Source organism: Coprothermobacter platensis DSM 11748, from assembly GCF_000378005.1.
GTDB lineage: Bacteria > Coprothermobacterota > Coprothermobacteria > Coprothermobacterales > Coprothermobacteraceae > Coprothermobacter > Coprothermobacter platensis.
Genome location: NZ_KB899040.1, coordinates 1,139,017 through 1,163,850, shown reverse-complemented (window position 1 = coordinate 1,163,850; position 24,834 = coordinate 1,139,017). Strand labels below are relative to the sequence as shown.

The window sequence follows — 24,834 nt, the reverse complement described above, 5'->3', positions numbered from 1 at the left end:
TTTAGGAGCCTCCTTCTTGATAGTGTGATTGTTTGTTCTGCCAGTATTTTTCAATTGATTGTGTAAACCTGCGCGTTATGAGCTCTGGTCTTGTTATTGCCGATCCTATTGTTACACACCATGCTCCGTTGTCAAACGCTGAGTATACTTGAGCTGGCTCCCAGTATCTGCCTTCTGCATTTATGGGCTTATCTGTATTAGCATATAGGTCTCTTACTAAAGCAATGTCTGGGGCTTCTTGTTGCCTACTGTATGTTGTATATCCAGAAAGCGTGGTGGATATAATATCGGCACCAATATCCGCAGCATGCAAACCTTCTTCTAAGGTGCTTATATCCGCCATTATTAGAATGTTAGGGTAGTTTACCTTTATTTTTGCTATGAGATTTGCAATATCGTCATAACTTCTTTTTCGCGCTGTGCAATCAAGGCCAAGTATTTCTACTCCAGTCTCACATATAACAGAAGCAGATTCGTAGTCTGGCGTAATAATAACATCATTCACTGGATCAGTGGTTGGCTTTATGACCTTGTTTATACCTATGATTGGAAGAGATGTGACACTTTTTATAGCTTCTATATCTTGGGTCCAGCATGCTCTTAATCCAATTGCCCCGCCAATTTCGGCAGCTCTTGCCATTCTTGCCATAATCTCAGCGCCATAAAGTGGACTGTCTTCATATGCTTGGCAGGAAACAATTAAACCACCTTTTAGTCTTTCTAATATTGTGTTCATGTTCACCTCTTCTTATTACCGGAGCCCAAGGTGTTTTGGGCTCCGGCATAAAACATTGCACTTAAATATAGCTACACAAAAAATCTAATGAGGACACCGACAACTGCAATGACAAAAAAGATGAAAAATGCCCGTCCTATACTTGCATGCTTCTTGCCAATAAGGTAATAAGCTAGGAGAGTAAGTAATAGGGGAACAAGAGAAGGGAAGATACCGTCCAAAATATTCTGTAAAGATATTGTCATATCTCCTGACTTAAATTGCCATCCTAAATTAGCGGCTACATATGTAGCAGAAATGCCACCAATAACTGTACCGCCAACAATTGCCGCAGCACTTGAGATAAGGTCTTTAAGTCCAGATGACAATATTGTTTCTACTGCGCCGATACCGAACTTATAACCCATGTTGAAAAGCCACATAGTTAGGGGAATCATTGTTCCCAAGAACACTACAATGTAGAACAAAGGACCTGCAATACTTCCATCTTTTGAAAGTCCCAATCCTATGCTGAGTAATATAGGGATATATGTGCCTGGAAGTAAAGAATCACCTATACCTGCTAAGGGACCCATCAAAGCTGTTCTTGTGTTAATGATAAGTTCGTCGCTAACATCGGCTCCCTTTGCTCTTTCTTCTTCCATACCCAATACCACACCTGGCACGATAGCACCGATGTTAGGTTCTGTGTTAAAGAACGGAGTGTGTCTTGCAAGCAAGGCTTTTTTCTCTTCTACAGAATCGTATAATTTATCCATTACTGTGCCAAGCATCCTTACAATAGCTGGTGCCTGCATGCGTTCCATATTCTGCACTGAGAGATTCCAGAACATCCAAGAAAAATAAGCTTTTCTCACATCTCGCGATGTTAAAAGTGGCTTTTTCTTCTCTATTTGCTCTGCTTCTTCTTGTCCAGAAACCATTGTAGCGGATACTTCTGCTCGTCTGTACTTGACGTCAAGATAGGCTAAAAACACACCGACAAGCAAAACTGGAACAATCGAGATTTTTAGAACAGCAACCAGTAGAAAACCAATAAGGAAATAGAGAAGCTCGAAGTCTTCTTTTATTATGAAAGAAAGTAGTAGGCCAAAACCAACGGCAGGAAGAATAGAGCCGAATGTTACGAGCATAGTTCTGACCATATCTGGAACTAAACCAGAAATTTGGCTTATGTATGGAGCACCAAAATAATCAATAAGAAATATTGGGAAGAATCTAACTATGAAATTTGTTATTTGCCCATAAACAGGTACATTAATTGCAGTCTTGAGTCTACCTTGTTCAATAAGTCTATCCTGCCAATGAACGAACAGTGAGTTTACTGTTACTACAAGGTACACCATGGCTACACCAAAGAAACTCAACGGTACAGAGAGCGCAACAGCTTCTGAACTTGGAAGCCCTGCAGCCATTGCAAGAGGAATACCAATATATGCAGCGAAGTTTACGTCCGCAGGCATTGCTCCGCCAGGGGTCACCAATCCAATATACAAAGCCTGCACGGCCGCTCCCATTAAAATGCCTGTTCTGATATCACCTAATATTAAACCAATGAGCATACCTGCTATAAATGGGCGGCCGGTGGTATACCAACCAGCCAACCCGCCGTAAAGCCAAGGTGAATAAATAGAGGACATATAGCCAATTAGCCCAATTGCTAAGGCTTGCCAGAAACTCATAAGTTTCTCCTTCCCTGGCTTAACGTTACATTCACGCCAGCAATTTCTTCTTTCTTATCTCTTCTACTAAATCGTAATCTCTATCAGCCGGTGTCCTTTTAGGTGTTATGCGATATCCTAAAGCAGCGATTTTTTGGAACGTTTGAGCATCATCAGGTGTTACAGCGATCCACGGGAACACCATAACCGGTTTTGTACCTGGCACAGGGGCCTGATTCCCAACGTTTATGGATTCAACTTTTATTCCGCCTTCTAAGAGTTCTAAAGCGTCCTGAGGCGTTTTTGCGATGATGAGAACAGAACCCTGCTGCGCATCTAATGTTTTTAGATACTCAATGGCGTCTTTAACGCTCATAACTTTGGTAGGAAGACCCCTGGCAGCTTGAGGTAGCATTACTTTTTGAATTGGATCCGCTGCTACTTTATCATCAGCAACCACAATCATGTTTGCGCCGTAGAATGAGCACCATGTAACAGTAACTTGGCCGTGTATGAGCCTGTTGTCAATATGCAGATGTAATCTCACTTAAATCGACCTCCTTGAGCCTGTCTAAGAATTTCCAAGTGAATCTTTGAGAAGCTCGGTTAAGTTCTTCACAGACTCGACGCCAGCGTTCATAGCATTGGCGGCAAGTTCTTGAAGAGAGCCATTCTCTCTAAAGTTAACGATTTCCAGCAGCATGGGCAAGTTAGTTCCAGTAATAACCTGAACATTGACGTTTTCATTAATGAGATAAGCCGCAGCGTTGCTCGGCGAGGCTCCGAACATATCTACAAATACGAGAACTCCTTCGCCATCATCCACGCGTCTTACTGTATCGAGAATTCTCTGTTTGAGTTCGTCGATATTATCTCCTTCTTTAAGAGAAACGACATCCACTTTTTCTTGCGGCCCTGCAATCATCTGCATGGCGTCCAAGAGACCTTCACCCAATCTGCCATGGGTCACTATTACCATTCCTACCATTCGTCATTTTTCCTTTCTATTTATCGTTTACTAAGCCAAGATTCCTAATGCTCCACATACGATACCGATTGCTACCAATAAGAACAGCACTTGCAATATACTCCATTTCCTTGAACGGAGCAGCCAGTAAACCATGAACACAAACGCTATCGGTATGAGGTAAGGAAGCAGTTGGTCGAGTATGCTTTGAATTTCTACTACTTGCTGAGCAGCTTTTCCTTCTATAGTTACACTTCTGGCAAATTTTAGAGGTGTCTTTACCGAAGCTAATATGGAAGGTATGAACCCGCCCATAACGCCTAATGCAAACATGCTTGCCAAGTCGGTTATGGTTGCGAGAGCCCTGCTGCCAGCCGTCTTTACCAAGTTAATTCCTTGGTTGTATCCCAGCCAGAAACCGGGGAACATAATGTAGAAATAGATGAATCCTAAAATAAGCATGAGGGCAGCGCCGAACCAGTTTCCACTTAAAGCCATACTTGCCGCAAACACAGCAAAAATAGGCTTCAATAAGATGGCTTCGATGGTATCACCAATACCTGCTAAAGGTCCCATTAAGGCTATCTTTATGCTGTCTGCTACTTCAGGCTGTTTTTGCTCTTCTAATGCGCAAGCAGCACCGAAAATCGTTGGTGAACCAAGAGAAGGGTTCGTGTTGTAGAAATTAAGATGTCTTCTGATTGCAGCAAAATATTCATCCTTGTTTGGATAAACTTTCTTTAAGATCGGCATCATTGAATAAGCGAAGCCGAGCGCCTGCATTCTTTCGTAGTTCCAAGAGAGTTGCAGGGTAAAGTTGTGCCTGAGCATGGCATTGACTAAATCTGCTCGGGTTACATTACTCTTGATAAGTTCTTGAGGACCTGTTACCAGCTCTTCTTCTGCACCTTCTGCCACTGCCTGAGCTGTCTCAACATGCTCTATGCGAGAGGATAGGTAATTGTATATAGCTACTACTGCCAGAATTGCGAGCATGATGCCGATGAGTGGCATCTTCATGTAAGCAAATAGCACAAATCCAAGAACAAAGAACCCCCAATACTTCGGTAGAGGCAGGTATGTTAACAAAATACCAAAGCCCAAAGCGGGTAAGAGGTGTCCCATGGCTGTGAATCCATTTGTTAACCATGTTGGGATAACAGATACTAAGTTTTGGATAGGTCCGGCGCCGAGCCAAATAGCGAAGAACAACGGTATAGCACGGCTTAAACCCCAAGGTAATTGACCAAGCCAGTGCATAATGACGATACCGCGTTCGTTCTGCTGTTCGGCATAGTGGTCTGCACCATGAATGAACACTGTAGTCAGCGTTCTGCCAAGAATGTCCAACTGCGTCATCAACAAAGAAACTGGTACAGCAACAGCGATACCTTGCGTTATTGCAGTTGCCATAGGAGCTGTAGACAGCGCGGCCACGGCTGTGCCAACGATAGCTCCGGTCATGTAGTCAGGAATGGTGGCTCCACCGTATGTCCATAACCCCAAAGACATTAGCTCCAACGTTCCGCCGATAGCCAAGCCGAGTGGAACGTTCCCGACGATGAGCCCTGTAAACAAGCCAGCTACGATTGGATCAGAAAACAACCATGATGGCCCTAAATTCGCTAAAATAGCGAAATACCCGTAAAGGGCAAGCAAAAATGCAATACCAACGTTGTAACCATTCATTGATACTTCACCTCCCTGGGTGACTTGACTTTCCGATTCTTGTTGCTTTTGGCACCCCGTTCAGTATTCTTAACCACCTCCTCGGAAGCTCCATAAACAACATATCAAGCTTCCTCATAAGCATTTTAATACATCACGCGAATAAATGTTAAGCATGTTAAATGTTCACAGGTTTCTAATTTTCCCCATGTATTTCTCGATAAGTTGTTGGTTGTAAGCATCAACTTGTTCTCTATTTGCCATGAGAGAGCCATTGTAATAGACATCTGGCTTAACACCTTCATCGAGAAGATTTTTTACGGTTTGAGTCACCAGCGAATGCATAATGAAGCAACCGGCAATAGTGGAGACGGCGCCTACACTCATATCCATGCCTTCGAAATGAACTACGGAATCACCTACAGGGCAGCAGTTGTCTATGGAAACGTCAGCAATGTCTTTGAGCTTCTTTCCAGAAGAATGGAGTGTTTTCAAGTAATCAGAATATGCAAAAGAAGTGATGGCAATGACTTTGACACCACGTTTGTGGCATTCCATTGCCACATCTATGGGTACGGCATTATTGCCTGAATTGGAAATAACTATGAGTGCATCTGGGGGTGTTATTCTGTGGTAGTCAACGATGACTTTGCCCATTCCTTCAATTTTTTCCATGTATTCAGCTTTTGTTATTTCTTCATGACCTGTTAAACTGGGTTCCAATATGGCATGTATGTTTGCTAATGTTGAGCCACGCCAGAAAACGTCTTCTGCCACCAAATGAGAATGGCCCGTTCCAAATGTGTGAATGATGCCTCCTTTAAGTGTTGTTTCTGTTAAGATGCTTGAAGCTTCAAGTAAGTTCTGACGCTGTTGCGTTGAAATGTCGTTCAGAATCTGTATTACCGATTCATGGTAACTGTCCAGCGGAGATTTCTCCATATTCCACCTCCTTGACTAGATTGTACATTGTATTGTACTTATTGTGAAGCCTATTAACGATTTATCTTGTCAATAGTTTTGCCCTGTTTTATGCGCATTGATGTACATTCAATTAAATAGTTGAGTATAATACAAAACGGAGAGCATGATGGGTGCTCTACCAAATCTAATTCACAACATTATTTGGGAGGTGACTTACCTTGGCAGAGGTAAAGCCTAATTACACATTAGACATGAGAGGAGAAGTTTGCCCGGTTCCTGATGTAGAAACTCGGAGAAAACTTAAAACCATGAAAACTGGAGAAGTTTTGGAAGTACTAATCGACTATCCACTTTCTAAGGAACGTATTCCAGCTAATGCTCCTAAGGAAGGCGGCGAAGTACTCAGTATCGAGGAGACAGGGCCGAGTGAGTGGCGCATTATCATCCGGAAACAGTAAGTTCCGGCCGTTAGGCTAAAAACCTAAGAGGAGGTACATTCTATGCAAGGCACGTTGATAGGTGGTTTAATAGTAGGTATTTTATTTGGTTTCTTGCTTCAGCGTACTCGTATGTGTTTCAATTCTGCTTTCAGAGATTTGCGTTATTTCAAAGATAACTGGTTATGGAAGCAAGGGCTAATGGCTATTGCCGTTGAAACAATTGGTTTTCAAGCTATGGCAGCTATGGGCGTCATAAAATTGCACCCGTCAGCATTTATTCCTGCTGCTCAGATTGTGGGCGGATTCGCATTCGGCATGGGCATGGTTTTGGCTGGTGGCTGCGCCAGTGGTGTAACTTACAGAATAGGTGAAGGAAACGTTACGGCTATCATTGCCGCCACTTTTTATGCTATTTCTGCCGCTGCTGCAAGGGCGGGAAAACTAAAAGGTCTAACAGGACTTTTTGGAAAGCCCATCACTGTTACCATGACGAATCCAGGTGTATACGCGGCACAGGATGGAAAAGTTGCGCCAACAGTCGCCAATTTGTTTGGACTTAATCCTTGGGTTGTGTCCATTGTATTTGCTGCTATCATTCTTGCTTACTTGTTTTTCACAAAAACATCACAGAGGAAAGCCCCTATGCACTGGGCAATTGCCGGTGTACTTGTTGGTCTTGTGGGCATGCTCGCTTATTGGTCTCAGCAAACGTACAGCTTAGGTATAACGGGCGGTTGGATAAATCTGTTTACGGCTACCATGACAGAAGCTCCTTATAACTGGATTGGCATGGAAGTATTCGGCATAATCATTGGATCTTTTATTTCTGCAGCAATTTTTAAAGAGTTCAAGATTCGCTTCCCGAAAGATCCAAAATCTTATGTTTTCGCAGTCATTGGTGGCTTGCTTATGGGTTGGGGCGCTGGTGTAGCAGGCGGATGCAACATTGGTCACTTCTTGAGTGGTATACCTCATCTTGCTATTAGTTCAATTTTGGCTAGCATATTCTTTATACTTGGCAACTGGTTTATGTACTGGTTGGTTTACGGGAGGAATTAGTCATGCATATCGTCTTGCAGGTTATTAATCCTCCTTACAGTTATGAAGATATGGACAGCGCTATAAAAATAGCGGATGCAGCACTTAAGAAAGGTCACAAGGTTTCGATCTTTCTCTTCGCAGATTCTGTGCTGTCTGTTAACTCAAAGGTGAAACCCATAAGAGCTGACAGAAACATACCAAACTTGTTAAAAGATTTAGCTAGCAGGGGAGCGGAAGTCCATATTTGTGGACTTTGCTTCGAATACCGTGGATTAGACAGAGATGCTGCTGTAGAAGGTTCTCAGTTGAGCGGTGTTCCAGAAATGGCTACGCTTTTAACTACGGCTGATCGTTATGTCAACTTTACGGTGTAGGAGGCGGCTGATATGAGAAAAGTACTGTTTGCAGTTTATCAATCTCCTGTAGGCTCCATATGGGTGAATGAAGCTTTTAGATGCGTTTTTGGCATGTATGCTGAAGACATAGAGCCTGCAGTGTTGCTCGTTAGAGACGCTGTAGTGGCTTTAAACAAAAATACACAGCCAGAGCATCTCGGGTTACTTCCACTAAACACGACTTTCAAGTACATTGAACGTTATGAAACAAAAGTTTTTGCTGTGAAAGATTGTGTTGAGTACAGGCAGATAAAAGAAGAAGACATCGATCCACGATGGCACGTCAATTTTATTGCAGAAAAAGATTTGCCGGAGTTCCTGCACGAATATGACTTCGTGCTCTGGTTCTAAGAAGGAGGCGGCTAAAATGTCTCTAATAATGGTCAAATTCAACGATAGCAGAAGGACGTTAAACTCTTTACTCTTTGATACCGCTTCTGCAGGAGATGACGTGCTTCTAATTGAGGATGGTGTTCTATACACAATAACAAAGGTCGATTTGCTGGATGAATTAAAACAACGCGGTGTTAATGTGTACGCATGCAAAGATGATTTGATTGCTCGCGGTTACGATCCTGCAAAGATAACAGCACCGGTCAGTATTGTTGATTACGATGGCATTGTCGACCTTATCGAAAAGAATCCAAAAATCATTAGTTAAAACTGCTAATTACCCATCAAAAAAGGCCCTCCTTTAAGAGAGGGCCTTTTTTATGTCAGTGCCTTTTGGAATCCATTTAGCGCTTGTTCAAGTAGTGAACGAGGCATTGCATAATTTACTCTGAGAAATCCTTCTCCACCAGGCCCAAATGTGCTTCCATCTTCCACGGCTACATGTCCGATTCTCAACAACTTATCGGCAACTTTAGAAGAAGAAATGCCAAGATGCGACGCATTTACCCAAGCAAGATATGTGCCTTCAGGTTCTACGAGTTCCAATGAAGGTATACGAGATTTAAGAAAATCTTTCATGAATTCAAAGTTCTCGTGTAGGTACTGCAGAAGTTGATCCACCCACCCTTCACCATATTTATAAGCCGCCTTGGTGGCTACAATGGCAAAGAGATTTGTTTTACTTAAGGCAAGAGAAAACATAGCATCATTGAATTTGCTCTTTATGTTCTCGTCTGGAATGATCAAATTAGTGTTTTCCAAGCCTGCTAAATTGAAAGTTTTACTTGCAGATGTTGCAGTTATAGTCCGCTTTACCAAATGCGGTGCTACTTGAAGCAGAGGATGGTGCTCGTTAGGAGCATATGTAAAATCAGCCCAAAGTTCGTCATCAAAAACGAACACATCTTCGTGTTTGGAAAGAACGCTGGCTAACTCCAATAACTCATCTTCGGCCCAAACTCTGCCCACAGGATTGTGTGGACTGCATAATATAAACATTTTTGCACCTTTGTTTAGGAGTTTTTCTAATCCGGAATAATCCATACGATAACGGTTATTTTCTAAAATCAAATTGTTGTAGGCTACTTTCCTTCCGGCTAACAATATTGATCTTTCAAACGGGGGGTAAACGGGTGGCTGGATAACAATCGTGTCATTTGCGTTCGTGAAAGTCCTTATAATAACGCTGAGAGCAGAAATCGTACCGGGAGATGTCACAACCCAATCGGGTTTAACTTCCCATTTGTGCCTTTTGTTCATCCATTGTGCAACTAAGTCATAGTACTCACTATCCACGACTGTGTAGCCAAACATACCGTGGTCTGCCCGCTGCTTAATGGCTTCAATAACTTCTGGAGGGCTTTTAAAATCCATGTCAGCTACCCACATAGGAATAGCGTCTTCAATTCCAAAAACGTTCTTTAGACCATCCCATTTACTTGAATTCGTTCCTTTTCTGTCTACTACTTGGTCGAAGAAACTCATTTCCAAGAGCAACACCTCCCACTGCTTCATTGTACTATGATGGGCAAATAGGAAGATATTATCGAAAAGTGTATACCTCGGCGTAAAATAGTAGTGCTCAAAAGAAACACCGTCTAAAATACAGCCTAAAGGGAATAAGAGCAAGTGTGTTCTTTTGTTTAATTGCTATAGGAGGTGACGACATTTGACGGCTTTGGCGTTAGTTTTTGCTTTGTGCGCATTCGCTGCCGGCTTACTCTCATTGATTCGTACACGTTGGTCGCAGGTGTTAAGTTTGTTCATAGGCCTTCTTGCCATTGCATATGGCTGTTATTATGAATTTGGAATTGCTGCGGAAGGCATAGAATTCTCGTTGTTCAATGCTCAGATTTCTTTCATTTGGACTGGAATCTCCAGGGTATTATGGCCCACAGTTCTCATACCCACCATAATCATATACTTAACACTTTTCGATTTGAAGGACAGAAATTGGATAGAGTCTTTTGTGTCTCTTTCTCTGGTTACAAGCTTGGGCGTTTTTCTTGTTCTCACTTCGAGGACATTCCTGTCCATGTTCTTGGCTTGGCAACTTATGGAATGGTCAAGTTTCTTACTTGTGAAGATGAGTGCTCAAAACAAAAACGTAGTCAAATTCAACCTTATTTGGAACATCCTTTCCACAATAGCCATGATCATAGCTGTGGTGCTTTTGTCCGGAGGCAGCTTGGACTCCAGTTTTGCAACTGTTTCTGACAAACTTCTTAAGTACAATGTTTTTTCGCTCTTGGGCTTACTCATCTTTTTCCTAATCTTTTTATCTAACATGGGTATATTTCCATTCCACAAGCGAGCAGAGCAAACATTTACAGGTATTGACCCGGCGATTTCGGCTTACTTATCTGGTTCTGTGACGAAAGCAGGGTTGTTCGGCGCCATCTTTTTGTCTTTGCTTACAGGAAGCGAATGGATGGCACATTTTGGCACACTTTTTTCTAGACCATTGGTTAGTTGCATCATTGGTGCTTTCGTTATAGCATGGTCTATCATATCTGCAAGGAAGGCCGCTAATGGTGCGGATTCTTCACACTCGCTTGTATATATCTCGAGCCTCCAGCTTTCTTATGTGGTTTTGATTCTGCCCTTCATGCCAATGCAAGTTGATTATTTGCCTTCTGCGTTCATTGCATCTGTGATGTTAGGCTATGCTCACAGTATTGCTCAAACAAGTTTATATATGGCTTCTGCCATAGCTCACACCCGCAGCACATCTCTCGATAGCATTGATGAGGTACAAGAAGGTGTTCCGTTATGGAAAGGCATGCCTATCATCGCTGCTCAGTCATTAGTTTCTGGGCTTTCCATTGCTGCATTGCCTCCCCTTATAGGCTTCGGAGCGGTTTATATGGTTTATACGGGATTATTGGAAACCGGTGAGTTTATTCTTGCTGGTCTGCTGTTGTTTATAAGTTTGTCTTTATTTGTTTGCATTGCCCATTATTGGTCAGATTTCTTTTATAAGAGCATAGCAAGAAACAGCCGAGTACTTATGAGTAATGCGGTTGGCATTTTTACTTGCATAGCATTAGTAGGTATGGGTGTGTTCAATACAAGTTTTCAGAAACTCTTAGCGGCCCCACTAAAGGATTTAAAGGGATTTTTGGTTTTTGATTTCAGCACAGAAACGGCATCTGGTGGTTGGAATAGTTTATATGTCTTAGCAGTGCTGTTAGCTGCCATACTTTTGTCAGCATTGATTTGGAGTTTCTCTACTAGTGAACAGGATGCTAACACTGGAAATACGGAAAACTTAGCAGGAGAATCTGATCATTTAGATGAACTCGGCGAAGATATCCCCTCCAAAGAGGATGGTGATAAGCAGTGATTGGGTACAACATATTAAAAGCGCTAATTCTTTTATTCCTTCCTGTCTATTTTGCCGCATTTGGCCTGCTTTTGATGGGTGTTTATGGATGGTTACAAGGTTTGATAAATCGTTCTACAGATCGTGTTCTTCCTTGGTCTTTTTTTGTTCAGGTATGGCATTCTTTCAGGAATCCATCGAAAGATAAAGGGTGGCTATGGGACGTAATGCACATACTTTCTTTGGCAATGCCTATATTCGCTTTGTGGTTGCTACCTTTTTCTTCTGTGCCTACCATGTCGGCCCACGGAGACCTTCTTGTTATTATCTTTGCCATGCTGTTTGTTCCATTAGTTCATGTAGTTTTACAAGATGAACGGAAAAACGGCAATAATGTGCGCCATTTTTCGTATTTAGGGGCTTACTTATCATTTATATTATCTACTTTTGAGGTAGCATCTTTAGTTGGTTCGGTTAAGTTATCTGACATAGTCAGTGCCCAGTGGCTTAGTTATAGTGGCGAAACGGCTGCACAGTGGATATCAAAAGATGCATTTCTTACAAAGCTTCCCATGTCATCCATAATTGCTATTTTATCTATGGCATTCATACTAATGCTCAGTGTTAAAAATCATTGTGTTCCTTCCGAATGCAATAAGTATCAAGGTATGTCTGCCTTAGAAAGCACGTTGCAATTGTCGGTTTTGTTGTCCTTATTCACATTCATGTTTCTTGGTCCTGCTTCCTTGTTGACAGTAACTGTAAAAAATGTGGCAGTTTTTGCTGTATGTGCGCTTATTGGCGTCGGATTGTCATTTCTCAACGATAAATACAATACATTCTTGAATGTACTTATAGTAGCTTTAGGATTTGTCTCTTTAGTGATAGCTTCTATTTGAACTTGCTGTTTATTAGGTTTTAAAGCTTAGAGGAGCTTTGGTCATGTATGACAAAGCTCCTCTTGAATGTTATGACCGAGGACTAAAAGCAGATACGAGCTGAACTAATCCACCAAGTATTAATGCTATACCAGCCATTATGGGCAGAGAAAGTGCAGCTACAAATGGATGTATGAGGATTAAAATGCCTAAAATCAACAATACCACATTTGCAATGAGACTTATTGTGTAAAGTGCTGAACTTACTAACCGATAAACACCTGCTCGCGTCAGGCCTTGTACAGCTTCAATTACAAACCATATGCCTATTATAAAAGCCATTGCCCCGACTGCAAAAGCAGGCCTTGCAAGCAGGAATATACCTAATATGACAGCAATAATTCCGAATGCTAAATTGTAGTTGGATGATTTGTAATTGAACAGCAGTATAACTCCCGTGACTAATACAGCAATGCCAACAAACATGGCCAATGTCGTAATTGTAGCTGCTGGGTTTGATAAAACCAATACGCCAATAACCAACATGAAAACAGCAATGAGCACACTTGCCCAATCAATGCTGCGTTCTTGCATGTTTTACACCTCCCCTGTATGGATGCATTATAACAATGGTATACCAACTTTCCCGCAGGCTTTAATCACTTGGTCAGGCCATATGCTTGCTTGCACTTCACCAATATGAACTTTACGTAAATAGACCATACATAAACGCGACTGGCCTATGCCTCCGCCTATGGTAAGGGGCAATTCGCCATTGATGAGGCTGCTGTGATAGGGTAGTGATGCTTTACGCATTTCGCCGCGCATTTGCAATTGTAATTTCAGTGAAGAGGGACTTACCCTTATTCCCATGGACGATAATTCCACTGCTTGTTCGAGTATGGGGTAGTAAACGATAATGTCACCGTTTAATCCATGATAGCCGTTTTCTGTTTCTGTAATCCAATCGTCATAATCAGTAGCTCTTCCATCATGTGGTAGACCATTTTTCAACGGGTAACCTATACCGATAATGAACACAGCACCATATTGCTTAGCTATAGCATCTTCACGTTCTTTAGGCGTTAAATTAGGGTACATTTGTTCCAGCTCTTCACTGTGTACAAAATGAATGTGCGTTGGTAGGAATGGCTCAGGTAGTAGGGGATAATGCTCACATACTTTCTTCTCGGTATCTCTTATCACTGTGTATATTCGTCTCACTATCGTTTTTAGAAAAGTTAAGTTCCTGTCACCTTCCGTGATAACACGTTCCCAATCCCATTGATCTACATAAAACGAATGTAAGTTATCAACTATTTCATCACGCCTTATGGCGTTCATATCAGTGTAAAGCCCTTCTCCAGCAGCAAACCCATACCGGCGTAAAGCATCACGTTTCCATTTAGCCAAAGATTGAACGATTTCAACATAAGTACCATCTTTTGTTCCAAAGCTTACCGGTTTTTCAATGCCATTTAGGTTATCGTTTAGCCCGGTATTAGATTTAACAAACAATGGAGCAGAAATTCTTTGCAAATTGAGAGCATGAGCTAAGCGTCTCTGGAATGTGTCCTTAATGAACTTAATGGCCATTTCGGTCTGTCTCAAATCTAAGTACGGTGAATAAGTTTTTGGGAGCTTGAGTCTTTTTTCAGTTTCAGTGCTTCTTTCTGTCAAATGAACCGACGCCCCTTTCAATAAAACGTTGTTTTATTTATGAGGGCAATTATAGTTCTTTTTAGCGTGGGTAAAGTTACCACAAGCCTTAGTTTTAATTAAAAAACCATTAAGCAAATATCATAAAAAAGGGCCGCTTTATAAGAAAGCGGGCCCCAAACTTAAATAGCAGGTTAATCGCTAAAAAGTTTTTGCTAACTCTTCTGCTTGCTTTTTGGCGTCTCCAACCAATTTTTCCACGTCTTCCCCGATAATATCAAGACGTTGAGCAGCCACAACTGATACTTCTTCGACACCGAAGAACTTCAGCATAGTAGTAACATACTTGCTGGCGAAATCCATCTGATCAAATGGTGGTTCTAAGTATTCACCGCCTGTGGTCATTATGACGACGCCTTTCTTGTTCTTTAGCAAACCAACTGGGCCATTCTCTGTGTATTTGAATGTAATTCCTGTTACAGAAACATAATCAAAATAGGCTTTAAGTATGGCAGGAACACCTAAATTCCACATTGGTGTCGCAATAACATACTTGTCTGCATCCACAAATTGATACGTGTATTTTAGGATAGGATGATTTCTCAAATTCTCTTTGTTGGGACCCATAATTGTATTAATGTCATCATTGCTTAGAAAGTGGATTCCCTCTTTGTAAAGGTCCAACTCAATTATTTCATCTTCTGGATGTGTTTTCTTGTATTCTTCGATAAAATGTTCAGAAATTCTGAATGTACGTGATTCCTCATTGCTTTTCGGGTTTGCTTTGATGTACAAAACTTTAGCCATTCTTTCTTACCTCCTCGTTATATTTACAAATGTTATGATGTTCACAATTCTAATTATAGCCTTTGTGGATAAATTTTATTCATTACTTTGAGTAGTTTGTAATAACAATTGATAAGAAGTAAGTGTGATATAAATCATCATAGATACAAGCCTTTTGTTCTCAGGTAGTCAATAAATACAGTGCGTATGTCGGAAATGTTCATACATAAAAATCATTGTTATTTTATTTTGTAACAATCAATTTAATATGGTCACGCCTATGGAGTGTCTGTAGCCTATTTCTTGTTGTACTTAAAGCCAATTACGACTTCTTAGAAACCAAGCCATAGCTATACAAGAGATGACCATTAAACTGAGTGCCCAAATATAACCGAAGCGCCAGTGAAAAGAAGGTATATCGAAGTTCATTCCGTATATACCCGTAATAACTGTCAAAGGCATCATAATAGTAGTTATTACCGTGAGTACTTTCATGACGTTATTCATATTATTGGACACACTGGATAAGTACGCATCCATGGAGGTGAACACCATGTCATGGTACATATCTGTCATATCCAGCAAATGCATCAAGTGATCATAAAGATCCATGTAATAAAGTCTGTTTTCATCGGAGGTGTCGGAAGCATCATGTCTTAGAAGCAAGCTTAGAACATCCAAATTGTTTGAAATGCTCTTTCTAACTTGGTTAATGCCCTGCCTAAGTTTGAAAATCTCATTTAGTACATGTTTGTCAGGTTTTTGAAATATCTTTTCTTCTACGCCTTTAAGACGATTATCCACTTTGTCTAATATGCTGAAGTAATTGGATATGAGTCCGTCGAGTAAATGGTAAAGCACAAAACCAATGCCTTTATCGAAAAGCTCTGGCGCATCTTTGTATGTTTTTATGGTGTCAGCCACAAAGTTAAATTCTATTGGATGAACGGTTACCAATGAGTCTTGAGAGATAAATGCTGTAAACTGCGAAAACTTAGCAGTACTTCCTTTGTTAGATGGTATTGCTACCTGCATTAGTAATAACGAATAGTTACCATAATCATAGAATTTGGGGCGTTCACCTTCATTTGTTGCACTTTCGACAGCTATAGGGTGAAAATGAAAGGCATCTTGCAGTAGCTTTATTTCTTCGGAGTTATTAGTTGATATGTCCACCCAGATGCGTTTGTTCTTATTCTTAGCGTTATCCTTAATGTCTTGGTTGTTTTCTGTTATGTCTACGTTCTTTGTTCCCACATCGTATAAAAAAGCTTTCGCCATTGCCACGCCTCCCATAGAACTTTGCTCCTAATAATTGTAAACGCAAAAAAAAAGGTTGGACTTTTGAAAAAGTCCAACCTTGCCTAACTAATCTGTGATAACTTATTGTGATTTTTACGAGTTTTTAAAAGCTTTTGTGGTCTTTTTCACATACTGCTGATATACCAAATAACCTAAGAAACCGAATAGAATAGGACCACCTGCTACTTCCAGCTCATATATTAAAATTTCGTTTGATGTCAAGCCCTGAGATGGAATAAGAGGAAGAATAAGAGCAGTGATAACAGATATTAAGCCAAGTGCTGCCACTAAATAAGCGCCGAATGTACCTCCAGGGACTTTAAAAGGCCTTTCCATCTCTGGATGGTTACGCCTAAGAGAAATGAATGCGGCAAACATGAAAATGTAAGGTATGAAATACGTAATCGTTGTCATCATGACAAGAACTTCATAGGTGCTTTCTACGGTGGGTAAGAAACTGGTAAGCACTACAATAACGCTGACCATCAGTGCTTGAATGAGCATCCCATTCTGTGGCACGCCCTCTTTATTTAGCTTTGTAAAAAACTCTGGCAGAATGCCTCGTTTTGTGCTCTCAAAAAGCATTTTTATAGGGCCGATTGTCCAAACTGTTAGGCCACCCAAGTTTCCAATTAGTAGCATCAGAGCGATAGATGGGACTAAAACATTTAGATGTAGTTCAGCGCTTATGATTTCTATGGCTTGCATAATGCCACTGGCAGCGCCAATTTTATCCGGAGCAATCATGAACGTTATGGCCATAGTACCAACAATGTAAATGCCGGCGATGATAAACCCCGATATAATCGTAGCAAGGGCAAATGTCCGTTGAGGATTCTTTGTTTCGCCAGCCAAGGTAGGCGAAAGCTCCATCCCTGCCATACCAAACATGATAGTGGATAAGAAAGCAATATTGGAAAAGGTATCAGCATGGGGGATGATGCTGGAAAGTGAGTAATCCGTTGGGATAGGCCTCTTCCAAACAAGCACTGTTATAAAAGAAAGCACAATCAAAACAAGCCCTGGTAGGATCGTACCTAACGTGCCACTTAGATCGGATAGCAGCTTACTGACCCTTGTTCCTCTTAAATTCAGCAGTGTTACAATCCAGTAGATAACGAGTATGGTCAGAGCTACGTACAAACGACTGTTCTGAAGCTCCGGGTTTATTAGATAAGAAAGTGTGACCGCTATAAACGTTAACAAAGACGGATAGTAGAATAGATTGTTAATCCAATAGAGCCACGATGTAAGAAAACCCCAACGTTCACCGAAAGCTTTTTCTACCCAAACATACAGACCGCCTTCTTCTGGCAATGAAGTTGCTAATTCCGCTGAGACCAAGCCGTGGGGAATAAAAAACATAATAGTTGCCAGAAGCCAGAAAACAATAGCAGCAGCTCCATAACCGGCGGCAATGGGAAGCCATCTGAGACCGATGATGGCTGTAACATTCATTAAAACAATGTCCCATAGACCTAATGTCCTTTTCGTAAGGATTCCTCCCTCATTTTATGGATTTTGCTAATTTTACTTCATATAGCCTTCCGTTATAGAGTAGTTTCTTAACTCATTTAAGTAACTTTGTTAAGAACATGTCACAAGAGTAAATACTATTATGGCTTTTCATTTGTCATAAATGGTTATTGCCAAGTGTTATATTTAACTTATGAGTGAAATTACGGAATGGCTACTGCTCGTATACAAGATGCCTCCTGAACCATCCAGATATAGGGTGGCGGTGTGGCGCCACATCAAAGACTCTGGTGCTATCTATGTACAGAATTCTGTTTGCGCCATACCCAAAACAGATGCCAATGTGGAACGCTTTAAGTCTATCTCCGATGAGATAGAAAAAGGTGGCGGTGAGTGCTTTATGCTTACAGCATCACCGTTCGATGAGAAAAGTAAATCTAGAATTCTTGAAAGGTACAATGAAGAACGAAATCTTGAATATTTTGAGTTCATAGAACAATGCGAAGCATTTCTGCAGGAAATACAAATGGAAATAGGAAGACAGAACTTTACTTATGCAGAATTTGAAGAGAATGAAGAAGCATTGAAGCGTCTTACAAGTTGGCTGAAAAAAATAAGAAACCGTGATTTGTTTTCCGCACAGCGGTCTGATGAGGCAGATAGCTACTACGCACGTTGTCAAGAGGCTTTGGAAGATTTTGCTTCAAGGGTTTATGCAGCGAATCAGGGCTAATTTCATTGTAATATTCTCCTAAAATCCAAAAGGTCTGTTTAATCTTTCTTAGCAGTTTTGATAGGTAAATTTTGTGCTTTGTGCCGTTTGAACGTAAAGTCTTATGAAGTTATATTACGTTCTTTCTTCAAGTATCTAATGTGTTCTAACTGTTTCTGGCAATGGCATTCGATAATTTAATGATTACTCTCAAAAAGAATATCCCTGAAGCGATTGCTTTTGCATCCTTCTTTTTTCCTATACTCATATCTTCACGAGGCGCTGAAATAGATCCTCGCATATCATTTTGGTTTTGCGAGTAACAGTATCCCTATCTATTTCTGCTTGAGAATCAATAACAGGGTAGGGCCAGTAAGGTTTGCTTACTTTTCGAATGGGTTTCTTGTTAATTCCTTTAGTTATTTTTCTTTTAAAAAGCAGGTTAGCTAAAACATTTTATTAGGTTATAAAATATTAATAACAGATAAAGAAAGTAAAGGTGGTTGTGTAGAAAACAGAATTGTTTCTTTTATATTGTGAGCAAAGGTAAAAGGGTCTTTTAATCCTGCTATTATTCCCGAGGAGTTCTTTGTGAGCTTTGTCTTTAACCAAAAATTATTAAAAGGAGGATTGGTACATGGTTAATAAAAACTATAAATGGATTGCGCTCTCATGCACAACGCTGGGTACGCTTTTTTCCGTTTTAAATGGAAGTATGCTCATGATTACATTACCAGACATCATGAAAAGCTTAAACACTAGCATGAGCTTGATTACATGGATTATCATGGGCTATATGCTTGCCTTGACTGTTTTAGTGCCCTCCATCGGCAGAATAGCCGATATGTATGGAAGGAAAAAGCTTTATGTTTCAGGTTTTGCCATATTCACAGTGGGCTCGCTTTTATGTGGACTTTCCACCTCTGGAGTAGAACTGCTTATTTTTAGACTTGTACAGGCCGTAGGTGGTTCACTGATGATTGCAAACAGCACTGCCATTGTCACTGATGCATTCGCGAAAAATGAGCTGGGAATGGCTCTTGGTATAAACAGTATGGTTGTTAGTGTTGCGTCAGTTATTGGCCCTATTTTAGGTGGTTTCCTAGCTGGCTTTGGGTGGAGAATGATTTTTTACATAAACGTACCCATAGGTATAATAGGAACATTGTGGGCTTGGTTCCAGCTTAAGGAACTTCATGTTGCACCCAGAGGGCAGCACTTTGATTATGCTGGAACGATGCTGTTCACTATGGGCATGCTTTTATTCCTCATCGCTTTGTCCTTTGGCGGCTTTATGGGATGGTCAAGTCCCTATATTATTTTGCTTTTTGTTTTCTCCATAATACTTCTTGGGGTTTTTATCTACGTAGAGAATAGAACTGATCAGCCCATGCTTGATCTTAGACTGTTTAAGACAAGAATTCTGGCTTTTGCGTTTACAAGCACTATGCTTAATGGCATAGCCAGAGGTGCAGTTACATTCCTGCTAATCTTTTATCTACAGGGCGTTAAGGCCATGGATCCGCTTAAGGCTGGCATATTCTTGGCGCCATTCGCTTTGTCTATGATGGTCACTGCTCCTATTAGTGGCTGGCTTTCCGATAGATTCGGCGCACGAATGTTAAGCTCTCTGGGCCTATTGATATCCGCAATCGGTTTAATGGGCTTATCTACTATATCCGTGAACTCAAGCCTAATTGGCTTAGTTATGTGGATGCTCATCATGGGATTTGGTTCGGGCATGTTTGCTTCGCCTAATACAAGTGAAATAATGAGGTCTGTACCGGAAGATAAGAGAGGTATAGCTTCTGGTACCAGGACTATGATGAATAACGCTGGTCAAGTAGTAAGCATCGCTTTGTCTATGGGTATTATTTCTTCTGGCATATCTGCTCAAGCCATGCAAGCTTTGTTTGTGGGAACGCAAGTAGGTTCGCAGGGATTAGCTGTCGGCTCTTTCATAAGAGGTTTGCGTGAAGCTTTCTTCATCGCTATGATTTTTAGTTTGCTTGCTGCATTTATGTCTTACTTAAGAGGGCCAGCTCCTAAGTGGGACGAAGAAGAAACGCAAATGGTTGCTGAAGAAGCCGATGCCAACTTGGATTCTGTAAATAAAATTGTTAATACAAAGAATATCTAAATAAGCTTTTCACGGAGGCGGTGCAGAACATGTAGTTTGTGACAGGTCTCTGTACCGCCTCCGTGGTTCACCTCTAAAATAATAAGCTCTTTGATAAGTAAAACATTCATCATCAAGGTACCGCACTCTATGTTCTTAGTAAGTTTCTCTACCGAATAAGTTAGAATGAGGCTTAAAACTATAAAAAGAGTAAATGGATACTCTTGAATGCTTTATAATCCCTGTAATTTTTGTATGCATGATATTCCTTTTCCACGTGCGGTATTATATGGGTAGGAATCACAGAAGAATCGCAACAAACAACGACCTTAAGGGGGAGGTTTTATGAAAGAAAGAGGCGATTTTAAGGGGAGAATTACCTTTATAAATGAAAGTTCATTAATTGCGCTTACCAGCTATGCAGTTGCCAAAGATCCGAATGTTTTTACCATGGTATTAGTAGTTGTAGCATGTCTGATTACCTTTTATTCTGTTGTACTTTTTGGAAGAAAGGATTTTAATGACAGGCTTCCCGTGGAAAGCAGTGAATACAAAGCGATTGTGAAGGGGTTCGTGTTTATGGCATTGCTCTTTTTTGTTGGTGTGGGGACTGTGCTTCTAATTGCTTACCTCAATGACAAAGGAATTGTAGGCCCTTTGAACACCGTTGAAATCTTCAGAAACTGCTTTGTAGGCTACGCCGTTACGACTATCATGTACAACATATTTGCACTTTCTCTTTTGTATAAGGAAAATCATACAACGTTAGTCGACTTGTTCTTTGTTTGTGCTCTTATCAGTTTTTGCATGGTTTTGTTTCCAGATAACTTGATTGCATACTGTGCGTTTATGGTATTAATCGTTTTTTTAGATGTTGTCTATGGTCGCTACAAAGTAAAAGCCTAAAGCATGTAATCAGATGTAATCGACTCTTAAGCTTGCACAAGTTTGTAGATTCTGTTCTCGCTGACCTAGCGCTATAATCCAGTTTAGATGGGCTTCAGGGTAAGGCTGAGAATCCTACGAGAAGGTGTAATAGTAATGGTAAGTAAATACGTGGGGTTTAAGAAAGTATTGTCTACTGCTGTAATCTTAGCAGTGTTCGTTGGTTCACTGTGCATTTACAACGTTAGTGCGAGCGAACCGCAAGTTGGAGGGAGAACATGGGATGATTCAGCACATTATCTTTCGTACACGCTGAAAGAGTTTCAAGGTGCGAATTTTACAATTGATGAATACTATAAGGGTGGACAATCAAGGCATATAACTGGTTGTGTATATCTCGATAGTGATTTAAACCCTAAAGCTGGAGTAGATTCAGTAACAACCAAATACTGGGAAGACAGGCGTGGTTCCTACGCGCAGGAAATTAAGGATTTTATAACCGAGGCGAATTTTTTAAGAATCGTTCTAGAAGTTGAGACTTTTACGGATTTTATAGCTGTTCCCATTAACTGGGCTGTATCTGCTGCGCAAAACTACATTGAACATCTTATAAACCCTGCTCCTGACGCGATTAGAGTAGAAAACCAGATGATGCTAGCAGCATGGGCAGCTTTTGATTTATATCATGCAAAGGGCGTAATATTACCTACTAAAGTTGATCCAGTAATTGCCATTAACTTTAATAGAGATTCGTTAGATCGGGCATTTGAAATCTCTTACATAATATGAAAAGATGGTACATGCGTACTGAAGACTAAGTGATGATTGGCACGAATGTACCATTTAGTTATCAGTATTTGATTTCGTTTGATGGAGAGAGCGAATACAGTTTGGATTGAGAACGGGAGGTTTTATGGGTAGGAATGATTTTAAAAGAAAGATTGCTTTGACGAACGGGCTTTCTGTGCTTTATATTGCTCCGTTAGCATCCATGAAAAGTGCAACTTACTTCGGTATTGTAGTATGGACCGTATCAATTTTATGCATGGTTTATTCTGATTTTCTTTCCGCGAGGGACGATACCGGTGTGCTGACTCCAGAAACTAAAGAATACAAACTGATAGCAAATGGGTCCCTGCTTATGATGTTTTTCTTAGCAGTTAGTTTAGTAGCTGTTCTTCTAAGTCTCTATGTGAATAGCAAAAGATTCATGAGCCCACTAGACATTCTTGGATTTTCCAGAAATTGTTGTGTGAGTGGTACTGTGGTTACTATCATGTTCAACATATTTGCACTTTCTCTTTTGTACAGGGAGAACGTCAAAGCATTGGGGTGGTTGTTCTGCATCTGCGCCACTATCGGTTTTATAATGGTTTTGTTTTCAGATAACTTGATTGCATACTCTGCGTTTATGGTATTAATCGTTTTTTTAGATGTTGTCTATGGTCGCTACAAAGTAAAAGCCTAAAACGTAAATATGCACCTCATGTGCAAATTTCAGCGGACGCATCTTTCATTTGGCGCAATGTCGATACTGCACCCACTATCACTATTACCTGCACAGCGTTTATGTACCATAATAGTGACAGGTAGAAGGAGGTGCAAAAGATGAGTAAGCTTTTTAGTCCACTCCAGATTAAAGGTCTTGATTTAAAAAACCGTATCGGTATGTCTCCCATGTGCATGTACAGTGCCGGTGATGATGGCATATCTACTGACTGGCATTTTGTCCATTATGGTTCGCGAGCGGTAGGCGGTGTTGGGCTCATTATTCAGGAGGCCACCGCCGTAGAAAAACGAGGGCGTATAACGGGGAACGATCTTGGGCTTTGGGATGATAGCCAAATCACACCTTTAAAAAAGACTGTTGATTTCGTTCACAGTGTGGGATGCAAGATGGGTGTGCAGCTCGCCCATGCAGGTAGAAAGTGTGAGGTCAAAGGCGAGCACATTGTAGGGCCATCGCCGATCCATTGGAGTAATGAATATCCCACACCTGAGGAGCTTACCAAAGATGAAATAAAAAATATCGTAAAGGCTTTTGGATCGGCAGCGAGCAGGGCTGTAAAAGTCGGCTATGACACCTTGGAAATACATGCCGCGCACGGCTACCTCATCCATGAGTTCCTATCTCCTTTGTCCAATAAAAGGACAGATGAGTATGGTGGCTCAAGGGAAAACAGAGTTAGATTCCTTAGGGAAGTGCTTGAAGAGGTAAAGGGTTGCATTCCTCAAAGCATGCCCATCTTTATGCGTGTTTCCGCTACAGATTTTGTCGAAGGTGGTTTGGACATTGATGAAACCGTATCTATTGTGAACTTGGTGAAGGATTTAGTAGATGTTGTGGATTGCAGCTCTGGTGGTCTCTTGTCTCCCAGAATAGATCTTTATCCGGGCTACCAGATCGGCTACGCCGAGGCAGTAAAGAAAAGTACAGGGCTTCTTACGGCAGCAGTTGGTTTAATCACTTCTCCTGAACTAGCAGAAGAGATTATCGGAAACGGCAGAGCAGATATAGTTCTTTTGGGAAGGGCTTTGCTCAGACAGCCTTATTGGCCTTTGTATGCTGCTCATGAACTTAAGGCAAATGTTGCTTTTCCTGAACAATATGAGAGAGGCAAATACCTATAAATAGAAGGAGAATGACATGGAAAGAGAGTTGCAGCCTCATATCAGGCTTACGCAAGAGCAGGCAGCTAATTATGCTGTTCTGCCAGGTGATCCAGGTAGGGTTAAGCGCATAGCTAAGTTTTTAGATGGTGTGGAAGAGCTTGCATACAACCGCGAGTTCTGTAGCATTCGTGGTAAGTACAAAGGAGTGCCGGTGCTGGCAGTTTCTACCGGTATCGGTGGGCCGTCTACAGGGATAGCCGTTGAAGAGCTTAGCAAGATCGGTGTAAAAACGATGATACGGATTGGGAGTTGTGGTGCACTTCAGGATAATATGAAAGTGGGCGACCTAATCATTGCTCAAGGAGCTGTGCGCGATGAAGGCACATCAAAAACCTATATAGACCCTTCTTACCCGGCTGTTACAGATAACGATGTGATGTTCGCCATTTTGAGATGTGCCCGGGAGCTGAATTATAGACATTACTGTGGCATCATAAGAAGTCACGACAGCTTTTACACAGACAGAGAGAACGAAATAGATGACTACTGGAGCAAGATGGGCGTTTTGGCAGCCGATATGGAGACTGCAGCCTTGTTCGTTATAGGAAAATTGCGTAAGGTCAGGACAGGTTCTATCTTGAACGTTGTTACTGAAAGGACGGCAAGCCTGGAGCAGAGCATCAACGACTATGCCAGCGGTGAACAATTAGCTGCCATGGGTGAAGAAAGGGAAATCACGTTAGCACTGGAGACCTTCGCTTTTCTGAACAGCTTGGAATCGCCTTCTGCTTGAATTGGAAAGACGGGTTCCGTTGTGAAAAAGATTCCCAAGATAGAAAACTTAACGAAGGTCT

Annotated in this window: 26 protein-coding genes; 14 read left to right on the top strand and 12 right to left on the bottom strand. The window is 41.2% G+C overall.

Going from position 1 to position 24,834, the window contains the following annotated elements; translation table 11 throughout:
- Position 1: 1 nt before the first annotated feature.
- From D890_RS0106265 to D890_RS0106235, 6 genes are all read right to left on the bottom strand, one after another.
- The gene (locus D890_RS0106265; RefSeq protein WP_018963663.1) at positions 2-736 is read right to left on the bottom strand and encodes an N-acetylmannosamine-6-phosphate 2-epimerase; all 735 of its coding nucleotides are present in this window, start codon (positions 734-736) and stop codon (positions 2-4) included.
- A 71-nt stretch (positions 737-807) separates the two neighbouring features.
- Complete coding sequence (locus D890_RS08030; RefSeq protein WP_018963662.1) at positions 808-2,418, bottom strand: PTS system mannose/fructose/sorbose family transporter subunit IID; 1,611 nt, start codon at positions 2,416-2,418, stop codon at positions 808-810.
- A gap of 31 nt (positions 2,419-2,449) precedes the next feature.
- Complete coding sequence (locus D890_RS0106250) at positions 2,450-2,944, bottom strand: PTS sugar transporter subunit IIB (protein ID WP_018963661.1); 495 nt, start codon at positions 2,942-2,944, stop codon at positions 2,450-2,452.
- Between the two features lie 24 nt (positions 2,945-2,968).
- Positions 2,969-3,385 (bottom strand): PTS sugar transporter subunit IIA, encoded by a 417-nt coding sequence (locus D890_RS0106245; RefSeq protein WP_018963660.1) that lies wholly within the window; start codon positions 3,383-3,385, stop codon positions 2,969-2,971.
- A 30-nt stretch (positions 3,386-3,415) separates the two neighbouring features.
- The gene (locus D890_RS0106240) at positions 3,416-5,053 is read right to left on the bottom strand and encodes a PTS system mannose/fructose/sorbose family transporter subunit IID (RefSeq protein ID WP_018963659.1); all 1,638 of its coding nucleotides are present in this window, start codon (positions 5,051-5,053) and stop codon (positions 3,416-3,418) included.
- Positions 5,054-5,218: 165 nt separating this feature from the next.
- Positions 5,219-5,974 (bottom strand): sugar isomerase domain-containing protein, encoded by a 756-nt coding sequence (locus D890_RS0106235; RefSeq protein ID WP_018963658.1) that lies wholly within the window; start codon positions 5,972-5,974, stop codon positions 5,219-5,221.
- A gap of 233 nt (positions 5,975-6,207) precedes the next feature.
- Between D890_RS0106235 and D890_RS0106230 the strand changes: the two genes are divergently transcribed.
- From D890_RS0106230 to tusB, 5 genes are read left to right on the top strand one after another with little or no spacing between them, the layout of a single operon-like run.
- Positions 6,208-6,414 (top strand): sulfurtransferase TusA family protein, encoded by a 207-nt coding sequence (locus D890_RS0106230; RefSeq protein WP_040363582.1) that lies wholly within the window; start codon positions 6,208-6,210, stop codon positions 6,412-6,414.
- 42 nt (positions 6,415-6,456) lie between these two features.
- Entirely contained in the window at positions 6,457-7,455 is a 999-nt protein-coding gene (tsuA, locus tag D890_RS0106225; protein WP_018963656.1) for a thiosulfate transporter TsuA, read from the top strand.
- A 2-nt stretch (positions 7,456-7,457) separates the two neighbouring features.
- Complete coding sequence (locus D890_RS0106220) at positions 7,458-7,811, top strand: DsrE/DsrF/TusD sulfur relay family protein (protein WP_018963655.1); 354 nt, start codon at positions 7,458-7,460, stop codon at positions 7,809-7,811.
- Between the two features lie 12 nt (positions 7,812-7,823).
- On the top strand, positions 7,824-8,183 hold the full coding sequence (locus D890_RS0106215) for a DsrE family protein (RefSeq protein WP_018963654.1): 360 nt from the start codon (positions 7,824-7,826) through the stop codon (positions 8,181-8,183).
- A gap of 16 nt (positions 8,184-8,199) precedes the next feature.
- Positions 8,200-8,493, top strand: a complete 294-nt coding sequence (gene tusB, locus D890_RS0106210) for a sulfurtransferase complex subunit TusB (protein WP_018963653.1) — start codon at positions 8,200-8,202, stop codon at positions 8,491-8,493.
- Positions 8,494-8,543: 50 nt separating this feature from the next.
- Here tusB and D890_RS0106205 read toward each other — a convergent pair whose 3' ends face one another.
- Positions 8,544-9,710, bottom strand: a complete 1,167-nt coding sequence (locus D890_RS0106205; RefSeq protein ID WP_040363581.1) for a MalY/PatB family protein — start codon at positions 9,708-9,710, stop codon at positions 8,544-8,546.
- Between the two features lie 184 nt (positions 9,711-9,894).
- On the opposite strand from D890_RS0106205, the gene D890_RS0106200 reads away from it, so the two are divergent.
- Together D890_RS0106200 and D890_RS0106195 are read left to right on the top strand one after the other, a co-directional pair.
- A complete protein-coding gene (locus tag D890_RS0106200; protein ID WP_018963651.1) occupies positions 9,895-11,571 on the top strand; it encodes a proton-conducting transporter transmembrane domain-containing protein in 1,677 nt (558 codons plus the stop codon).
- The gene (locus D890_RS0106195; protein ID WP_018963650.1) at positions 11,568-12,449 is read left to right on the top strand and encodes a hypothetical protein; all 882 of its coding nucleotides are present in this window, start codon (positions 11,568-11,570) and stop codon (positions 12,447-12,449) included. The genes D890_RS0106200 and D890_RS0106195 overlap by 4 nt, the downstream gene beginning before the upstream one ends.
- Before the next feature lie 69 nt (positions 12,450-12,518).
- Here the strand turns inward: D890_RS0106195 and D890_RS0106190 are convergent, their stop codons facing one another.
- The 5 genes from D890_RS0106190 to D890_RS0106170 form a co-directional block, all read right to left on the bottom strand.
- Complete coding sequence (locus D890_RS0106190) at positions 12,519-13,022, bottom strand: HdeD family acid-resistance protein (protein ID WP_018963649.1); 504 nt, start codon at positions 13,020-13,022, stop codon at positions 12,519-12,521.
- Positions 13,023-13,049: 27 nt separating this feature from the next.
- On the bottom strand, positions 13,050-14,108 hold the full coding sequence (gene asnA, locus D890_RS0106185; protein WP_018963648.1) for an aspartate--ammonia ligase: 1,059 nt from the start codon (positions 14,106-14,108) through the stop codon (positions 13,050-13,052).
- A gap of 180 nt (positions 14,109-14,288) precedes the next feature.
- Positions 14,289-14,894, bottom strand: a complete 606-nt coding sequence (locus tag D890_RS0106180; RefSeq protein WP_018963647.1) for an FMN-dependent NADH-azoreductase — start codon at positions 14,892-14,894, stop codon at positions 14,289-14,291.
- A 291-nt stretch (positions 14,895-15,185) separates the two neighbouring features.
- Complete coding sequence (gene corA / locus D890_RS0106175; protein WP_026291340.1) at positions 15,186-16,154, bottom strand: magnesium/cobalt transporter CorA; 969 nt, start codon at positions 16,152-16,154, stop codon at positions 15,186-15,188.
- Positions 16,155-16,268: 114 nt separating this feature from the next.
- The gene (locus D890_RS0106170; RefSeq protein ID WP_040363496.1) at positions 16,269-17,675 is read right to left on the bottom strand and encodes an amino acid permease; all 1,407 of its coding nucleotides are present in this window, start codon (positions 17,673-17,675) and stop codon (positions 16,269-16,271) included.
- Positions 17,676-17,844: 169 nt separating this feature from the next.
- On the opposite strand from D890_RS0106170, the gene D890_RS0106165 reads away from it, so the two are divergent.
- The 7 genes from D890_RS0106165 to D890_RS0106135 all read left to right on the top strand — a co-directional run bounded on the left by D890_RS0106165 (position 17,845) and on the right by D890_RS0106135 (position 24,773).
- Entirely contained in the window at positions 17,845-18,384 is a 540-nt protein-coding gene (locus D890_RS0106165) for a Chromate resistance protein ChrB (protein WP_018963644.1), read from the top strand.
- A gap of 616 nt (positions 18,385-19,000) precedes the next feature.
- The gene (locus D890_RS0106160) at positions 19,001-20,503 is read left to right on the top strand and encodes an MFS transporter (RefSeq protein ID WP_018963643.1); all 1,503 of its coding nucleotides are present in this window, start codon (positions 19,001-19,003) and stop codon (positions 20,501-20,503) included.
- Between the two features lie 324 nt (positions 20,504-20,827).
- Positions 20,828-21,388: a hypothetical protein gene (locus tag D890_RS0106155; protein WP_018963642.1), complete on the top strand. Its 561-nt coding sequence runs from the start codon at positions 20,828-20,830 to the stop codon at positions 21,386-21,388.
- 135 nt (positions 21,389-21,523) lie between these two features.
- Entirely contained in the window at positions 21,524-22,156 is a 633-nt protein-coding gene (locus D890_RS0106150; protein ID WP_018963641.1) for a hypothetical protein, read from the top strand.
- 124 nt (positions 22,157-22,280) lie between these two features.
- Entirely contained in the window at positions 22,281-22,835 is a 555-nt protein-coding gene (locus tag D890_RS0106145) for a hypothetical protein (protein ID WP_018963640.1), read from the top strand.
- Between the two features lie 140 nt (positions 22,836-22,975).
- Positions 22,976-23,998 (top strand): NADPH dehydrogenase NamA, encoded by a 1,023-nt coding sequence (gene namA, locus D890_RS0106140; protein WP_018963639.1) that lies wholly within the window; start codon positions 22,976-22,978, stop codon positions 23,996-23,998.
- A gap of 16 nt (positions 23,999-24,014) precedes the next feature.
- A complete protein-coding gene (locus D890_RS0106135) occupies positions 24,015-24,773 on the top strand; it encodes a nucleoside phosphorylase (RefSeq protein ID WP_018963638.1) in 759 nt (252 codons plus the stop codon).
- Positions 24,774-24,834: the final 61 nt, after the last annotated feature.

Coding starts and splice junctions, on each gene's coding strand:
- D890_RS0106265 (WP_018963663.1), bottom strand. CDS start 736: ATGAACACAATATTAGAAAGACTAAAAGGTGGTTTAATTGTTTCCTGC.
- D890_RS08030 (WP_018963662.1), bottom strand. CDS start 2,418: ATGAGTTTCTGGCAAGCCTTAGCAATTGGGCTAATTGGCTATATGTCC.
- D890_RS0106245 (WP_018963660.1), bottom strand. CDS start 3,385: ATGGTAGGAATGGTAATAGTGACCCATGGCAGATTGGGTGAAGGTCTC.
- D890_RS0106240 (WP_018963659.1), bottom strand. CDS start 5,053: ATGAATGGTTACAACGTTGGTATTGCATTTTTGCTTGCCCTTTACGGG.
- D890_RS0106235 (WP_018963658.1), bottom strand. CDS start 5,974: ATGGAGAAATCTCCGCTGGACAGTTACCATGAATCGGTAATACAGATT.
- D890_RS0106230 (WP_040363582.1), top strand. CDS start 6,208: ATGAGAGGAGAAGTTTGCCCGGTTCCTGATGTAGAAACTCGGAGAAAA.
- tsuA (WP_018963656.1), top strand. CDS start 6,457: ATGCAAGGCACGTTGATAGGTGGTTTAATAGTAGGTATTTTATTTGGT.
- D890_RS0106220 (WP_018963655.1), top strand. CDS start 7,458: ATGCATATCGTCTTGCAGGTTATTAATCCTCCTTACAGTTATGAAGAT.
- D890_RS0106215 (WP_018963654.1), top strand. CDS start 7,824: ATGAGAAAAGTACTGTTTGCAGTTTATCAATCTCCTGTAGGCTCCATA.
- tusB (WP_018963653.1), top strand. CDS start 8,200: ATGTCTCTAATAATGGTCAAATTCAACGATAGCAGAAGGACGTTAAAC.
- D890_RS0106205 (WP_040363581.1), bottom strand. CDS start 9,710: ATGAGTTTCTTCGACCAAGTAGTAGACAGAAAAGGAACGAATTCAAGT.
- D890_RS0106190 (WP_018963649.1), bottom strand. CDS start 13,022: ATGCAAGAACGCAGCATTGATTGGGCAAGTGTGCTCATTGCTGTTTTC.
- D890_RS0106180 (WP_018963647.1), bottom strand. CDS start 14,894: ATGGCTAAAGTTTTGTACATCAAAGCAAACCCGAAAAGCAATGAGGAA.
- corA (WP_026291340.1), bottom strand. CDS start 16,154: ATGGCGAAAGCTTTTTTATACGATGTGGGAACAAAGAACGTAGACATA.
- D890_RS0106165 (WP_018963644.1), top strand. CDS start 17,845: ATGAGTGAAATTACGGAATGGCTACTGCTCGTATACAAGATGCCTCCT.
- D890_RS0106160 (WP_018963643.1), top strand. CDS start 19,001: ATGGTTAATAAAAACTATAAATGGATTGCGCTCTCATGCACAACGCTG.
- D890_RS0106155 (WP_018963642.1), top strand. CDS start 20,828: ATGAAAGAAAGAGGCGATTTTAAGGGGAGAATTACCTTTATAAATGAA.
- D890_RS0106150 (WP_018963641.1), top strand. CDS start 21,524: ATGGTAAGTAAATACGTGGGGTTTAAGAAAGTATTGTCTACTGCTGTA.
- D890_RS0106145 (WP_018963640.1), top strand. CDS start 22,281: ATGGGTAGGAATGATTTTAAAAGAAAGATTGCTTTGACGAACGGGCTT.
- namA (WP_018963639.1), top strand. CDS start 22,976: ATGAGTAAGCTTTTTAGTCCACTCCAGATTAAAGGTCTTGATTTAAAA.
- D890_RS0106135 (WP_018963638.1), top strand. CDS start 24,015: ATGGAAAGAGAGTTGCAGCCTCATATCAGGCTTACGCAAGAGCAGGCA.